General features: G+C 63.5%; 13 protein-coding genes. All 13 read right to left on the bottom strand.

Going from position 1 to position 14784, the window contains the following annotated elements:
- Positions 1-14: 14 nt before the first annotated feature.
- The 13 genes from B2828_RS10595 to B2828_RS10655 all read right to left on the bottom strand — a co-directional run bounded on the left by B2828_RS10595 (position 15) and on the right by B2828_RS10655 (position 14703).
- Positions 15-632 carry a MotA/TolQ/ExbB proton channel family protein gene (locus B2828_RS10595; RefSeq protein WP_479633709.1) on the bottom strand — a complete coding sequence of 206 codons (618 nt, stop codon included), beginning with the start codon at positions 630-632 and terminating at the stop codon, positions 15-17.
- Between the two features lie 4 nt (positions 633-636).
- The gene (locus B2828_RS10600; protein WP_479633710.1) at positions 637-960 is read right to left on the bottom strand and encodes a (2Fe-2S) ferredoxin domain-containing protein; all 324 of its coding nucleotides are present in this window, start codon (positions 958-960) and stop codon (positions 637-639) included.
- On the bottom strand, positions 957-1727 hold the full coding sequence (locus B2828_RS10605) for an ABC transporter ATP-binding protein (RefSeq protein WP_479633712.1): 771 nt from the start codon (positions 1725-1727) through the stop codon (positions 957-959). The genes B2828_RS10600 and B2828_RS10605 overlap by 4 nt, the downstream gene beginning before the upstream one ends.
- Complete coding sequence (locus B2828_RS10610; protein ID WP_479633713.1) at positions 1720-2769, bottom strand: FecCD family ABC transporter permease; 1050 nt, start codon at positions 2767-2769, stop codon at positions 1720-1722. The genes B2828_RS10605 and B2828_RS10610 overlap by 8 nt, the downstream gene beginning before the upstream one ends.
- On the bottom strand, positions 2766-3872 hold the full coding sequence (locus B2828_RS10615; protein WP_479633714.1) for an ABC transporter substrate-binding protein: 1107 nt from the start codon (positions 3870-3872) through the stop codon (positions 2766-2768). Before B2828_RS10615 ends, B2828_RS10610 begins: the two co-directional genes overlap by 4 nt.
- Before the next feature lie 29 nt (positions 3873-3901).
- A complete protein-coding gene (locus tag B2828_RS10620) occupies positions 3902-6160 on the bottom strand; it encodes a TonB-dependent receptor (protein ID WP_479633715.1) in 2259 nt (752 codons plus the stop codon).
- Positions 6161-6456: 296 nt separating this feature from the next.
- Positions 6457-7278 (bottom strand): ABC transporter ATP-binding protein, encoded by an 822-nt coding sequence (locus B2828_RS10625; protein WP_479633716.1) that lies wholly within the window; start codon positions 7276-7278, stop codon positions 6457-6459.
- Positions 7275-8336 carry a FecCD family ABC transporter permease gene (locus B2828_RS10630; protein WP_479633717.1) on the bottom strand — a complete coding sequence of 354 codons (1062 nt, stop codon included), beginning with the start codon at positions 8334-8336 and terminating at the stop codon, positions 7275-7277. The genes B2828_RS10625 and B2828_RS10630 overlap by 4 nt, the downstream gene beginning before the upstream one ends.
- 5 nt (positions 8337-8341) lie before the next feature.
- A complete protein-coding gene (locus B2828_RS10635) occupies positions 8342-9406 on the bottom strand; it encodes an ABC transporter substrate-binding protein (protein ID WP_479633718.1) in 1065 nt (354 codons plus the stop codon).
- A 12-nt stretch (positions 9407-9418) separates the two neighbouring features.
- Entirely contained in the window at positions 9419-11662 is a 2244-nt protein-coding gene (locus tag B2828_RS10640; RefSeq protein WP_479633719.1) for a TonB-dependent receptor, read from the bottom strand.
- A gap of 332 nt (positions 11663-11994) precedes the next feature.
- Positions 11995-12978 (bottom strand): ATP-binding cassette domain-containing protein, encoded by a 984-nt coding sequence (locus B2828_RS10645; protein WP_479633720.1) that lies wholly within the window; start codon positions 12976-12978, stop codon positions 11995-11997.
- A 1-nt stretch (position 12979) separates the two neighbouring features.
- Positions 12980-13687, bottom strand: coding sequence for a GTP-binding protein (locus B2828_RS10650; protein WP_479633721.1), 708 nt, complete (start codon positions 13685-13687; stop codon positions 12980-12982).
- Positions 13684-14703 (bottom strand): ABC transporter substrate-binding protein, encoded by a 1020-nt coding sequence (locus tag B2828_RS10655; RefSeq protein ID WP_479633722.1) that lies wholly within the window; start codon positions 14701-14703, stop codon positions 13684-13686. The genes B2828_RS10650 and B2828_RS10655 overlap by 4 nt, the downstream gene beginning before the upstream one ends.
- Positions 14704-14784 lie beyond the last annotated feature (81 nt).

Here is a 14784-nt window from a genome sequence, read left to right on the forward strand (position 1 = left end):
GGCTGTTTAGAGGATTAGGCGAAGTTGGATTGTTTCTCGGCCCGCATGAGGAGCAGTTCGAGCTTGGCTGCGGCGGTCTCGATCCGCTGGCGGGCTTCCTCCAGCCGAGTGGTCAGGAAGTTGAACGGGAGTAGTGAGGTCATGGCGATCAAGAGGCCGAAGGCGGTGGCGATGAGCGCCTCGGCGATGCCGCCGGTGATGGCCGTGGGCGCGCCGAGCTCGCTTGCACCCAGGAGGCCGAAGGCGTGGATCATGCCGGTGACGGTGCCGAAGAGGCCGAGCAGCGGGGCGAGCGTGACGACGGTGTCGAGGACGGAGATGCCCCGGTTGAAGCGCCGCAGTTCGTCGTTGGCGGCTTTGAGCAGCGCGTTGCTAAAGGAGGAGTCGCGGTGCTTGAGCGCGTAGGTGAGGATGCGCGCGAGGTAATCGCGGGACCCGGCCCCGGCGGCCTGCGCGGCCTCCAGGTTGCCGTGGTGGGCTTCGCTGAAGATTTTGCTGACGATTTCCGGATCGCTCCGCCGCCATTCGATGAGCGTGAAGACCAGGCGCTCCAGGATGACGGTGAGGGCGAGCAGCGAGACGGCCAGGAGCGGCCACATTACGGGGCCACCTTTGATAAAGAGATCGATCATATGATTAAGTAGGTTGGAATGTTAAAACAAGGCGTTCGACGATCCGGCCGCATTTGAAGTGGCTCTCGATGATTTCGTCGGCGTCGGCCACGGTCAGCGCGCCGTACCAGACGCCCTGCGGGTAGACGACCACGTTCGGCCCGCGCCCGCTGATGCCGCAGCGGAAGCAGTCGGTTTCGTTGACGTGAATGGGGAGGCCTTCGTCGCGGGCTCGCTGGCGCAGGTGCTCAAGGATGGCGATGGAGCCTCGGCTGTGGCAGGTGCCTTCCTTGCCGTCGGCTTTGTGGCCCGTGCAGACGAAGATGTGAAAGGTTGGTGCGGGTTTCATAAAAGGATGGGGGCGAAGGTTTCGCGTGGCTTGCCCTCGTGCTCGAAGCGGAGGCGCTTGAGCGGGACGCCGTAGAGGGCCTGCAAATTCGCTTCGGTGAGGACTTCGCTCGCAGGGCCGAAGCGGCATTCGCTCGCGCTGTTCATGAGGAGTGCGTGGTCGGCTACCGCCAGCGCCTGCGAGGGCTGGTGGGTGGTGAAAAGAACGGTCATGCCGTCGTGGCGCGCCAGGCGGAAGATCCATTCCAGGATGACGCCCTGGTTTTTCAGGTCGAGCGCGGCGGCTGGTTCGTCGAGGAGGAGGATGTTGGCCTGCGAGACCAGGGCGCGCGCAAAGATGGTCATCTGGCGCTGGCCTCCGGAGAGTTCGTGGAAGGGGACGTCGGCCATTTCCGCCAAGCCGAAGCGGGCCAGGGCCTCGAGGGCGGCGGCTTCGTCGGCGCGGGTCGGCTGGCCGAAAAGCCCGACGCGCTGGGCGCAGCCCATGAGCACCATGTCCAATACTGAGTAATCAAAGCTGACTTGGAAGAGCTGCGGGACAAAGGCGATGCGGCCAGTGGTGGCGATGTGGCCCTCGGTCGGCTTCAATACGCCCAGGAGCAGCTTGAGGAGCGTGGTTTTGCCGCGCCCATTCTGGCCGAGGACGGCGAGGATCTGCCCCGGGCGGGCGCAGGCCGAGTAGTTCTGAAACACGGGGCGGCCCGGGTGGTAGGCGAAGCCGAGCCGCTCGAAGGCGACGGTGGGGACGCTGGAAGGAGTGCTATTCACGGGCCCATCCTTTCGTTTGGGTTTTCCAGAACATCAGCGCGAAGACGGGCGTGCCGACCAGCGCGGTGAGCAGCCCGATGGGCAGTTCCTGGCGGGTGATACTGCGCGCGAGGTCGTCCATGGCCAGCAGGTAGAAGCCGCCAATCAGTGCCGAGGCGGGGAGCAGCCGCCGGTGATCCGGGCCGACGAGCATCCGGGCGAAATGCGGCACGACGAGGCCAACCCAGCCGACGCCGCCGCTCACGGAGACTTGCGCGGCGACGATGAAGGAGACAATGCCGATCAGCGTCCAGCGCAGCCGGGCCACGGGCGCGCCGAGGGAGGCCGCGTCGAGGTCGCCGAGCGAAAGGAGGTTGAGCCGCCAGCGCAGGCCGATGAGGATCGCGCCGCCGATCACCGTCGGCACGGCGAGCATCCATATTTTTTGGCCGTCGGCTCCGGCGAAGCTGCCCATGAGCCAGTAGACGATGCCGGGGAGCTTGGTCTCCGGGTCGGCCAGGTACTTGGCCAGCCCGACGAGCGCGCTGAAAAAAGCGCTGACGATGACGCCGGAAAGGATCAGCGGCAGGACGTCCGCGCTTTTGGAGAGCCGCGCGAGGCCGGAGGCGAGGACGAGCGCGAGGAGCCCGCCGCCAAAGGCGCAGCCGACGATGGCGGTTGGCGCGAGCCCGAAAAGGATGGCGAGCACGCCGCCGAAAGAGGCCCCGGATGTGATGCCGATGAGGTCCGGGCCGACGAGAGGATTGCGCATCATGCCTTGCAGCGAAGCCCCCGCGAGGCCGAGGCCCGCACCGGCCAGCGTGGCCAGGAGGATGCGTGGCAGGCGCACGAGAATGACGACGATGTGCTCCTTATCGCTCACGCCGGGGAAGGGCGAGCTGCCCGGCCAGAGCGAGCCGAGAGCGGCGGAGGCCACGTGCGAAAAGGAGACGGGATAGGCTCCGATGCAGAGCGAGAGGAGCATCGTGACGAGCAGCGCGGCGGCAAAGAACCAGAGCAGCGCGTTTTGCCGAAAGGCGGATGGATGCGGGAGCCGGGTCATGGTTTGCAAAAGCGTTCGTAGCCCGCCGAGCGGCTGTTTTCCTTGAGGAAGAGGCGGGCGTCGGTTTCAGCGTCGCTCATCGCGTAGTTGAAATCAGAGAGGTAATAGGCCTGGAAAAGCTCGCGCAGGCGGGGGCTCAGGCGGTCGGGATGGAGCAACTCGGCCAGCCAGCGGCAGTAGAGCGGCGCGGCGATGAGGTTGGAGAAGGCGGGCGGTTCGCTATAGACGCGCCGGGTCTGGATGGCCCGCAGCGGCTGCCACTCGGGCCGGGCAAAAAGGGCCTCGGGCAGCGGCTGATCTGGGCGCGAGGAAATGAGAATGACGTCCGGGTCGAGCAGGAGGAGGCGTTCGATATCCAGCGCCAACCAGGAGCCGGGGGCTTCGATGGCGGGCGCGCCTCCGGCCTGTTCGATGAACGCGCTGAAGAGCTGGCCCTTGCCGACGGCGTTGTAGCCCCCCTCCGGCGGCATCCAGAGCCGCAGCACCTTCGGGCGCGAGGGGAGCGTGGCGGGGCGGAGTTCGCGGGCCAGCGCGGCCTTGGACTCACGGTAAGATTCAGTCATTTGTTGAGCGCGCTCCGGGAGGCCAGAGACCTCGGCGAAAATACGCGGGGTCTCCACGAGCCAATCCTCCCGGCGGGCGTGACTGAGCGCCACGACTGGGAGACCGATGCGCTCCATCTGCGCCTTGTAGCCGGTGTATTCGCGCCAGTGAATGACGACGCCGGGGTCCAGGGCTAGCAAGGCTTCGAGATTGGGCTGGGCGAAGGTCGCCCCCGAGATTTGGTTGCGGATGGCGGCCATCCCGGGGAAGAGTTCGCGAAGGAGGTCGTGGCCCTCGCGGAACGCGCCGGGCGAAAGCTCGGCGGCGGCCGCCACGTCCCCCGGAGAGCGGGTGACGGCGAGGTACTCCGGCAACATGAAGCAGTAGAGAGCCACGCCGCGCGACGGGTGCGGGATCTCGACGCGCGCTTGGGTTGTATCGACGACGGTTCGGGCGGGGGCGGTGGCGAACGCCGTGCCGATGCCGAGGCATCCGCAGAGGACGAGCCGCCGTCCCCAAGCCCTTTGTTTCCCTCGATAACCGTGTGCCTTTAAAAGCATGACTCTTTATCTCTTTGCTTGCGCGGGTCCTAGAACTTCACCTCCGCGGAGAAGGCGACCGTGCGCGGGTTGCCCAGGTAGAGGATGCCGCTGCGGGTGGTCCAGTAATCCCGGCCGGTCACGTTGTCGACGTTGACGCGGAAGGTGAATTCGCGGTTCCAGAATTTGCGTTGGTAGCGGGCTCCCACGGCGCCGAGCGTGACGCTCGGAATGGAGAGGGTGTTGGCGGCGTCGACCCATTCGCGGCCCGTGTAGGTGATGCCGCCGGTGAGGGCGAAGCCGGTGACGTAGGGCACGGCGTATTCCAGGTAAAGCTTGGCCATTTCCTTGGCCACGCCCTGCGGGACCTTGCCGACGAGGGCTGAGCTGCCGGATTTCTCCACCGTTGGGTCAAGGAAGGTGAAGCCGCCGAAGAGCGTCAGGTCGGGAGTGATCTTGCCGGAGGCCGAAAGCTCCACGCCGGTGTGCACCTCGCGGCCGTCGTCGGCGTAGAGGTTCGTGGTGGTGTTGGTGTAGGCGTAGGGCTGGTCGACGCGGAAGAGGGCGGCATTCAAGTTGACGCCGTAGATTTCCGATTTCGCGCCGAGTTCATACTGGTTGCTCTTGTAGGGGGAGAGGATTTCGTAGGCGTTTTTGGCCGTGGCGGGGGCGGTGTCGCCGCGTTGCAGGGCCTGGATGTAGGAGACGTAGGTGGTGACTTTGTCCGTCGGTTTGTACATCAAGGCCACGCTCGGGGTGGCGGCCCCTTTTTCGTTTTCCGGGTTTTCAAGCCACGTTGAGGAGCTCCAGGTGCGGGTGTCGACGCTGGAGTAGTTGCCGCCCAGCATGAGGGACCATTGCTTGGTTAGCTCGATCTGGTCGGCCAGGAGCACGGAGTTGAAGTTGGACTCTTCGGTTTTCCGGTAGGGCGAGCCGCTGCTGAGCACGTGGGCCAGCTCCACGGGGGGCTTGGCGGTGAGCAGGTTGGAGGGGTAGACGGTTTTTCCGGTGACGGAAGTGAGGCCGTTGGGGTACGGGGTCAGGACGTCAATATAGTCATCGCTCACACCGAGGGTGACTTTGTGCGAGAGCGGGCCGGTTTCAAAAACGCTGTCCAGGTAGACGTAGCCCTGGGTGGTGGTGGTAATGTTCTGCCCGGCGTAGTCGGTGCGGATCGTGTAGTCGCCCTTGTTGTTTTGCCAGACTTCGCGGAACGTGGCGTAGGAGCGCTGCTGGTCGGTGTATTGGAAGGAGGAGCGCAGCGTGAAGGTGTCGCTCAACTTCGAGACGAAGTCGGTCCCGATCTTCTTGATCTCATCTTTGCCGTAGGAGTAGTCGGGTGAATAGTTCTTGGTGGTGTCGGGTGCGCTAGGGACGATCGTGGCCTTGCCGATCATGAAGAGGGGCTGGTTGTCCTCCAGGTGGCGCTTGAAATAGGAGGCGTCCACGGACCAGATAGTGTCTTCGGTGATGTGCCAGTCCACTGCGCCGCTGGCCAGGAAGCGGCCGTTCTTTTCGTCGTCAACGCCGACTTCGCCCGGGGCAACGCCGACCAGGTTTAGGCGGTAGGCGACTTTGCCGGCCTTGTCGAGCGGGCCGCCGAGGTCGAGGTGTGTGTAGTATTGATCGCCGCCGTAGGTGCCGACGGTGAGGTCGTAGAGATAGTCGCTCGTGGGCCGCTTGGCGACGTAGTTGATCATGCCCGCGGGCGAGGTGATGCCAAAGAGGAAGCTGTTCGCGCCGTTGAGGACTTCGATGCGCTCCTTGTCCTCGATGGGGACCACGGCGTCGTAGCAGCGCAGACCGTCAATCGAGGTGTTGTAGCTCCACACGGAGCTGGAGAAGCCCCGGATGGTGTAGTAATCCGTGAGGCGGCTGCCGCCCGTCTGGCTTTGCACGGTGGGGACGTATTGTAGCGCGGAGGCGACGGACTGGGCCTGGGTGTTGGCGATGAAGTCGGCGGAAACCGATGTGATGGAGTAGGGGACTTCGAGAACGGAGGTGGAGCCCAGCGGCCCCATGGAAACGTAGTCGGTGCGGTATCCCACGGCTTGCGAGCCGTCCTTGGTGATGCCGGTGACGACGACTTCGTCAACGACGGCGGTTTCGGTGCCGGAGGTTTTGGCGGCGGTTCCGCTCGTTTTGGTGGTGCCGGTGGTCTGCGCCTGGGAGTCGGCGGCGAGGGCATGGCTGGAGATGAAGCCGATCACCAGAGCGGGGAGCAGCGTGCGAAAGAGGGGGAGCGTGGCGTTTTCCAAGGGGCGCCGAGGGAATGCGTTGGGACGCAGGGAAACGTTACGAAGCGACATAGGTGAAGTAAACGGTTCGCCGGAACGCCCGTTGGTCGGTTTGCATTCCGCGCGTGAGGTTATTGTTATTTTGCGCCAGCGGTGAGCCCGAGAGGTCCGCTGCGGACGCTTTCACCCAGTTTGTCTGATGTGCGCTTGCGTAATTAGCAAGTGGTATGCCATTCCGTCACATCCCCGTTTTTCGGCTGAAAATACTGTGCGGCTGCGGGTTTCCCCGGGCTCCGCTGTAGAAAAACGCCCGAGGAAATGGTTGTTTTTATTCAGTGTGCCCCGGCCCGCTGAAGACAGATCATTTTTTAACAGGCCGCCAGCAGGCCCTGGTCTTCGAGCGGATTTTGCACCAGAAGCGGGATGCACGCTTTGATTTCCGTGCCGCTCTCGTTGAGGACGGCGGAGAGCCGGACGTTGACGCCGTAGGTTTCGCGCATGTTTTCCTCGGTGATGATTTCCTCGGCGGTGCCGGTTTTAAAAATGCCGTGGCGCTGGATCAGGATGACGCGCGAGGAGCAGAGGAAGGCGTGGTTGGGGACGTGCGAGGTCATGACGATGCCGATGCCCAAAGCCGCGAGCTGGCGCACTTTTTGCAGGACGCGCACTTGGTTGCCAAAGTCGAGGTGCGCGGTCGGCTCGTCCATGACGAGGAAGCGGGGCTCCTGGGTCAGCGCGCGGGCGATGAGGACCATCTGCTGTTCGCCGCCGCTGATCTCGGTGTAGACGCGGCGGCTCAGGTGGGCGATGCCGAGGGTTTCGAGTGCTCGCGCGGCGATTTCGCGGTCGTGCTTTTTGGGCGAATCGAGGAAGCCGATCCGCGCGGTGCGGCCCATCAAAACGACGTCGAGCACGGAGAAGGGGAACGGCGGAATGTGGGCCTGCGGGACGTAGCCGATGGTGAAGGCAAGCCGTTTGCGCGACCAGCCTTGCACGTTCTCGCCGTCGAGGGTGATGCGGCCCGCGTGGAGGTTCAGAAAGCCGAGCAGCGTTTTAAAGAGCGTCGTTTTGCCGACTCCGTTGGGGCCGAGAATGCAGAGGATTTCGCCGGTGGTAACTTCGAGGGAGAGGTTTTCCAAAATCGTCTTTCCCGGGTAGCCGCAGGCGACGTTGTCGAGTGAAAGCTTCATGTCCATCCTTTCTTCCCCTTGACGAGGAGGTATACGAAAAACGGCGCGCCAATAATGGAGGTTAAAATGCCGATGGGGACTTCGACGGCGAAGGCGCATCGCGCGACGTTGTCCACGATCAGCAGGAACAGCCCGCCCAGGAGCGCGGAGACGGGCAGGAGAATGCTGTAGTTGGGCCCGACGAGCATCCGCGCCAGGTGCGGCACGATGAGGCCGACCCAGCCGATCATGCCGCTGATGGATACCGACGCGGCGGTGAGCAGCGTGGAGCAGACGATCAAGAAGATGCGTAGGCGGGAGGTTTCGAGCCCCAGGGCGCGCGCTTCTTCGTCGCCAAAGGAAAGGACGTTGAGCTTCCAGCGCAGAAGCAGGATGGGCACGAAGCCGATGGCCATTGGAATGAGCGCGATGCGCAGATCCCGCGCGCCGACCGACGAGAGGCCGCCCATGAGCCAGAAGGTGATGGCGGGGAGCTTCTCCTCGGGATCGGCGACGTATTTGGAAATGGCGATGAACGAGGAGAAGAGCGTGCTCACGACCATGCCGGTGAGCACCAGAGAGAGGCCGGAGCTGCGCCCGTCGCGTTCCACGATCGAGCCGACCAGTAGCGTCAGCACTACGGCCGCGAGGCTGCAAATGAAGGAGGAGACCTGGATGCCGGTGAGCCCGAGCGAGAGGAGGATGGCGGCGGCGGCGCCAAACCCCGCGCCGGAGGAAGCGCCGAGGATGTCAGATGAAACCATGGGGTTACGGAATAACCCTTGGTAGGTAGAGCCCGCCACGGAGAGAGCGCTGCCGATCAAGAGCGCGGCGAAGATGCGCGGCATCCGAATATTAAAGACGACCGACTCCATGGCGGCGGGCAGTCCGCTCGGGACGCCGGTGATTTTGGCTTCGATGACGCGGAAGAGTTGCCCTAAGGAGATCGGGTAACGCCCCCAGGCGAACGACGCGGCGAAGAGGGCGAGCAGGAGCGCGATGAGGACGAAGAGAACCAGCGCCGAATTTTCTTCGGGCAGTTTCTTAGGGGCCTGGAGGCTTTCTTCCGTGGGCTGCATCGGGTTTACTTCGGAGGATTGAGGATTTCGTTGGCTTCGGCTTCGCTCAGCTCGCAGCCGTAGTAAATTTGGTAAAAGTGCCGGACCTCGGCGTTCATATCGAGATCCGGGAAAAGCTCGGGGTGGATGACTTTGGCGGCCCACAGATTTTGCAGCGCGGTTTCGGCACTACGCACGCTCCATTGATAAACGCCCACGGGGCTGACGTAGACGCGGCCGTTGCGGACGGCGTTGACTGATTTCCATTCCGGCCGGGCGAGAACGGCTTCCTTGGCCGCCACGCCCATGGTGATGATGACGTCCGGGTTCCATTGGAGCACGTCTTCCATGGTGATGCTCGCCCCTAGGGCCTGGATGCCTGCGGCGGCCACGACGTTGATGCCGCCTGCTTCTTCGATCCACGAGGTGGTAATCGTATTGCCGCCCTCGCTGGTGAGGCCGTTGATGCCCCCGGCGCGGTAGACTTTAAGCCGCTCTCCGCAGGGGAGGGGAGCGATCTTCGCGCGGATGCGGGCCAGGATGGCGTCGTATTCCTGGCAAAACCGCTCGGCATTTTGGCGCTCTTGCGGGCCGAGCGTTTCGCCGACGAGCCGCACGGCCTGCTTCATTTCCTCGGGGGTGCGCAAGTGGACCTGGATGACCGGGATGCCTGATTCCTGGAGCTTCGGCAGGCTCTTGAAGGAGGAGTGGGTGCCGGAGTTGTCGATGAGGAAGATGGCGTCCGGCTTGGACTTGATGAGCTCCTCCATATTGACGTCGGAGCCGGAGAATGGCGCAGCGGCCTCGGCGATGCCGGGGTAGACGCGACGCATCCAGCGGTTGTCGCGGTTGGCGGGGCTCACGACGGTGAGCTTCCACGGCGTGCCGAGCATGAGGACCATTTGGTTCACCGCGCCGGTGCTGCCGACGCGGTTTACCGAATAGGGGATGGAGACGACTTTCCCGTTCATATCGGTGACGGTTCGGCTGGCGGGATCGGCGGGAGCGGTTTGAGGCAGGCCCAGCCCAAGCGCTCCCGCCGTCAACAGCAAGCGGAGCGCGGCGCGGAGGGAAAAGGGAAGTGGTTTCATGGCGTGAGAGGTCTAGAACCAGGCGAATTCAAACGAGAGCGAGTAGGTCCGCGGCTGCCCCAGTGCGAGGCCGCTGCCGGTGGCCACCCAGTAATCTTCGCCGGTGAAGTTTTCGACGTTGAAGCGGGTCGTCATGGCGTGCCCGTAGATCCTTGTTTCGTAGCGCAAACCGACATTGCCGGTCATGCTCCAGGGGACTTCCAGCGTGTTGCCCGCGTCGACGTAGGCCGCTCCGGTGTAGAGCGCGCCCGCGTTGACGAAGAGGCCGGAAACGCAAGGGATGGCATACTCGGCGAACAGGCGGCCGATCTGCCTCGGAACCCCCGCCGGAATGACGCCTTCGAGGGCGACTTTTTTCCCGCCCGCGCCGGTGACCTTGGTACTGCCGACGCCTTCAACGGTGGCGTCGAGCAGCGAGAAGCCGCCGTTGAGAGTGAGGTCGTGGGTGACTTTGCCCGTGGCCGTGAATTCGATGCCGTTATGGGTCTCCTGGCCTGCTGATTTGTAGACGTTGTCCGTTGGGTCTGTGAAGGCGTACGGCTTGGTGATATGATAGAGTGCGGTGGTCAGGCTGATGCGTTCGCAGAGTTGGGTCTTCACTCCGAGTTCAACCTGGCGGCTGATGTAGGGTGCAAGGACTTCATTCGCATTTGCCGCCGTGGACGGGGCCGTGCCGCCCTCCTGCAATCCCTCGATGTAGGAGAGATAGGTGGTGACGTTTGAGGTGGGCTTGTACATTAGCGCCGCGCCCGGAGTGAAGGCTCCCTTTTCATTGACCGGGTTGTCGGTGACGACGGTCGGTGAATTGTAGGTCCAGGTCTTGTCCTGGATTTCCGCATAGTTGCCGCCGAGCATCACGGACCACTGATCAGTGATCGTGACGGTGTCGGCAAAAATGAAGGAACTGTTGTTGATCTCCTGGGTGGTTTTATTGGGGTTGCCGACGGCGTCGCCCGCGACATCGGTGGCGTAGGGCGTGCCATTGTATAGGTTGTACAAGCCATAGTTGATATTTTGGTTCTTGTACGGGTAGGCATACTTCACCTCGGTATAGTCATCGACGACGCCGAGGGTGACTTTGTGGGCGAGGAAGCCGGTCTCAAACGTCCCGTCCAGAAATACATTGCCTTGGTAGGTGGTCGAATTCTGGTCGTAGTAATTACGGGTCAGCCAGTAATCGCCCGCGTCATCCAGGAGCAGATCGGCGGCGCGGTGGCGATTGCGCTCCCAGGTGGTGTAGGCGAAGTTGCTCCGCAGGGTGAAGTGATCGTCGAGTTTCTGTGTGATGCCGGTTCCCACGCGGTCGGAGAAATCGCCCGCACGGCTGAAGGCGGGCATGTAGTTGGCGGTGGCGTCCGGTACGGAGGGGAGCTCGGTGAGGCCCGCATAGGTTATCTTGCCTTTTTTAACCGAGCCGAGCTGGACGCTGAACAAGTCCGCGCCGTGATCGACTTTGGTTTCGTAGTGCGAGTAATCGAAGGTCATGCGGCCCTCGGGGGCGTAGTTCCAGTCGAGGGCGACGCTCTCCATGTTGCGCGGGTTGCTCAGGTCGTTGATGGCGAGTTCGCCTGCGTTGACGTAGAGCAGGTTTAGGCGGTAGGCGAATTTTCCCTGGCGATCCAACGGGCCGCCGAAGTCGCCTTTCCAGTACATCTGTTCGCCGCCGGTAATCCCCATTGTCAGCGTGGCCAGGGGCGAGTAGGTCGGGCGCTTTAGCACGAAATTCAAGGTGCCCCCGGGGCTGCCGACACCAAAGAGGAAACTAGTGGGGCCGTTCATGACTTCGATGGCTTCCTTGTCCTCCACGGGGAGATTGGCAAGGCTGGGAGCCCGCATGCCATCAATGGTTTTGTCGGTGTCGGTAAAGCCCCGAATGGCAAAACTGGCACCGCCGCCGACGAGGTTCATCGGTGAGGTTGCGGCCACGGTCGGGTTGTATTGCACGGCCTTTTGGATGGTCATGGCCTGCGTGTTTTTAATGAGGTCGCTGGAGGTGACGTTGATGCTGTAGGGCGTATCCTGGAGATTCTGGCAGCCGAGCGGGCCGACGCGGGCGGCGGTGACGCGGTAGCCTGCTTCCGCCGAACCTTGTTTGACGAGCGTGCCGGTGACTTCGACTTCTTCGATCTGGACAGTCTCGGTGGTGCCGCTGACGGCGGGTTTGTTTTCAGCCGCGAGGGCTGGAAGCGCGACCAGGCAGGCGGCGAGCGAAGCGTTCAGCGCATGGACGCGCCGACGGATAAGAGATGGCAACATAGGTGAAATGGAAGAACGCCGGAATGCCCGTTGGTCGGCTGCCATTCCGCGCGGTGAGGTTGTTTACTTGCTGCGGATTTGGGGACGGCATGAATACGCCCACCCAACCGCAATCACCCAGTTTGTCTGATGTGCGGCTTCCCATTAGCAGATGACGTGCCACGATCGGGGAGGGGCGGGATGTTTCTGCGCTCAAGGCCCATTCCATGCGGCTTGCGGGGGATTGGTTATCTGTTGGGCGCGGAGTTTTCCTTAATGACTAGTGATCATTTTGAAAATCCATTGTAGGGAAATGCCCGGCAAGGTGGCTGTTTCCCTACAGTTCGCTGGTATTAGCTAATAATACGCTCCAGCTCGTCGAGGCGGTCGCCGCGCCGGATGCGTTCGCGGAGCTGGCCGAGGGCTTTGTCAATGGATGCGAGTTCGCGGCAGGCTTTGCGTTCCTGCGCGGAGGGGGTGATGACGTCCCGCACGGCGCCGCCCGCGATGACGAGCCGTCGCGTGCCGGAGAGGGCCAGGAGCGGATCGTGCGTGGAGAGGAGGACGATTTTTTCTTTTTCGACAAATAGCTCCAGGGCGCGCAGCCGGTCCACGCCCGCGTTTTCGATTTCGTCGATCAGGACCACGGGCTTGGGGCTCAGGAAGGCGGCGTCGGCGATCATCAGCGCGCGCGACTGGCCGCCGCTGAGCTGCGTGAGCGGCGTCTCGGGCCCGAAGGGTTCGCCCGCCATGCCGACGGCGGCTTCCAGCACGCGCTGGAGCGCCGTTTGCGGCGAGGCGAGCGCGCGGCTCTCGGCGTGCATTTCGAGGAATTCGCTTACCGAGAGGTCCATGACGAAGTTCATGTTCTGGCTGATCTGCGCGACGATTTTGCTTTCGACGGAAAAGCGCAGCTCCGGCACGGGCGGCTGGCCGTTGATCCGCACGGTGCGGCCCGTGGGGGTGTCGCCCTGGGCCAGGCATTCGATGTCCGCGAGGAAGCGGCTCTTGCCCGAGCCGGTGGGGCCGACGATACAGATGACGTCGCCGGGTAGCAGGCAGAGGTCGTGGGCTTCGGGCGCGCCGGTCTTGTCGCGGCCGTGGAAGATCTCCAGCGTCTGGAGGACGAGGGGCGCTTTGGTTTTTCGCGAAGGGTCCAGGCAGGCAGCCAGCTCGGCGCGGAGCGCTTCGAGGGTCCAGGCGCCGTTCTCGCGCTGATCCCACGGGAGATGGTGCCAGTAGGCTTCGAGCGTGGCGTGGCCGCCGGGGGGCGGGAGGTGGTTGGTTCGCAGGAATTCCGCGCAGGCGGGATCGGTCAAAGGGAGATCGCTTTCCATGTCAATTGGGAGCGCTGGCGGCATCCTGAATGCGGATTTTGCGAACCATTCCGCGCTGGAAGGCTTCGCCGATATTGACCTCGCCGAAGCAGTAGGAGCAGACCGAGGAGGGGACCGAGAAGCGCAGCCGCCCGCCGGTGAGCGGGGCCTCCTCGGGGGCGTCTTTCCAAAGGCGGCTGACTTCCCATGAGCCCTGCCCGGTGATGCCGTTGACGAAGAGGATGTGCGCCCGGGCGTTGACCTTGCGCACGCGGAAGGCGAAGACTTCCCGCTCGGCCTGGCTGACGATATCCCCCTTGGTAATAATGACGAGGTCGGCGGTTTTCAGCATCGGGCCGATTTTGCGCGGCGTATCGACGCCCGCGAGGTTGTCCAGGACGCAGACGGCGTAGAAGCCCTGGATGTGCGGGGCGCAGCGGTTGCAGAGGCCCGCGCTTTCGCTCACCAGCAGGTCGAGGCCCTGTTCGGCACCCCACGCGGCGCAGTCCTCGATGTTGGTGATGAAGTAGTGGTCCGGGCAGAAGTTGGCCGAGGTGCCGGTGATGACGGGGAAGCCGTGGGCCTTGAAAATATCGCCGTCGCGGCTGGCCAGGCAGTCGAATTTGACCACGCCGACTTTGAGGCCCTCGTCGCGCAGCCACCCGAGGGCCTTGAGGATGACGGCCGTTTTGCCGGAGGAGGGCGGGCCCGCGACGGTGAGCAGTTTCATGGGCGGTATCCTTTTCTAAACGCGCCTCCGAGCGGTTCGCGCAGCGCCTCCCAGTCGTGCGTGGCGAGGTAATCCCAGCCGAGCCACTTCAATTTACCGGGGATGGGGCCGCCCGCCGGGTTCGCCGCAAAGCCGATCCGCGAGACCATTCGGGCCCATCCCGGCCCGGCCAGAAAATCAGCGATACGTTTCGCGGCCGGACCGGGATTTCGTTTCCCGATAAAGTAGAGCGGAACGGTCAGCAGGCCGTCCTCGGGCCACACCAGCGCTGTGCGGTTGCGGTGCGGGTTATTGATGGCGAGGAACCACGGCAGGACGTAGAGCGCCGCGCCGTCGGGGTGGCCGCTGCCCGCAGCCTTGGCCATTTGCGCGCCGTGCCAGAATTCTTTGACGTTCCGGCCGAGGGCGGTGAGGCCTTCTTTGCCGAATTCCTTGTGAAAATTGTAGAGGATGACTTCGCCGGGCCGCTCGTGGACGCCGCCGATGATGAGATCGCCCCGGTAGCGGGGATCGAGCAGATCGGCCCAGCGGCGGGGGAGGGGGCGAGAGCCGAGCTTTTGCAGATCGGCCAGGATGACGTAGGGGAGTGCGCCGTAGACGTGAAAGAGGCCGCTCGGGTCGGGGAACCCGGCTTCGCGGAATTCCGGGCGCGTTTGGTAGTCGCCCATCGGGGCGTATTCGCCGCTTTCGGTCCACTGGCTGCGGAAAGCCGTGCTGAAAAAGTCGCCGTTGCCGAAATCGGAAATCAGCTCGGGAAGCGCGCTCGCGTCATCGGTGCGCCAGAGGTCTTTGGTTTGCCCGGTCTCGCCGGACCCGATGGGCACCTCCCATTCGGACAGGCCGCCGTCGGCTCGCCGCAGCCCTTGTAACAAGCGGCTGACCTGGGTGCGCAGCTCTTTTTGCAGCGGGCAAGGCGTGTAGCCCAGGTAATCCAACCCCGTCGGAGCGAAAGCGCTGGCGGCGGGCTTGAAGTACGGGCTGGAGGAAAGGGTGGGTTCCGCAATCAGAGTGTTCATGTGATGACGAGGGCTGCTTCGGGCTGCGGAGGCAGTCGGAGAAGCTGCTTGGCGGGAAGCGGCCGTTGGTCGGCTCGGTTG

Source organism: Spartobacteria bacterium UBA695, from assembly GCA_002298145.1.
In the GTDB taxonomy this organism is placed as follows: domain Bacteria; phylum Verrucomicrobiota; class Verrucomicrobiia; order Chthoniobacterales; family Chthoniobacteraceae; genus UBA695.

Excerpts from the sequence above, each read along its gene's own strand:
- B2828_RS10595 (WP_479633709.1), bottom strand. The coding sequence starts at position 632 with ATGATCGATCTCTTTATCAAAGGTGGCCCCGTAATGTGGCCGCTCCTG.
- B2828_RS10600 (WP_479633710.1), bottom strand. The coding sequence starts at position 960 with ATGAAACCCGCACCAACCTTTCACATCTTCGTCTGCACGGGCCACAAA.
- B2828_RS10610 (WP_479633713.1), bottom strand. The coding sequence starts at position 2,769 with ATGACCCGGCTCCCGCATCCATCCGCCTTTCGGCAAAACGCGCTGCTC.
- B2828_RS10615 (WP_479633714.1), bottom strand. The coding sequence starts at position 3,872 with ATGCTTTTAAAGGCACACGGTTATCGAGGGAAACAAAGGGCTTGGGGA.
- B2828_RS10620 (WP_479633715.1), bottom strand. The coding sequence starts at position 6,160 with ATGTCGCTTCGTAACGTTTCCCTGCGTCCCAACGCATTCCCTCGGCGC.
- B2828_RS10625 (WP_479633716.1), bottom strand. The coding sequence starts at position 7,278 with ATGAAGCTTTCACTCGACAACGTCGCCTGCGGCTACCCGGGAAAGACG.
- B2828_RS10630 (WP_479633717.1), bottom strand. The coding sequence starts at position 8,336 with ATGCAGCCCACGGAAGAAAGCCTCCAGGCCCCTAAGAAACTGCCCGAA.
- B2828_RS10635 (WP_479633718.1), bottom strand. The coding sequence starts at position 9,406 with ATGAAACCACTTCCCTTTTCCCTCCGCGCCGCGCTCCGCTTGCTGTTG.
- B2828_RS10640 (WP_479633719.1), bottom strand. The coding sequence starts at position 11,662 with ATGTTGCCATCTCTTATCCGTCGGCGCGTCCATGCGCTGAACGCTTCG.
- B2828_RS10645 (WP_479633720.1), bottom strand. The coding sequence starts at position 12,978 with ATGGAAAGCGATCTCCCTTTGACCGATCCCGCCTGCGCGGAATTCCTG.
- B2828_RS10650 (WP_479633721.1), bottom strand. The coding sequence starts at position 13,687 with ATGAAACTGCTCACCGTCGCGGGCCCGCCCTCCTCCGGCAAAACGGCC.
- B2828_RS10655 (WP_479633722.1), bottom strand. The coding sequence starts at position 14,703 with ATGAACACTCTGATTGCGGAACCCACCCTTTCCTCCAGCCCGTACTTC.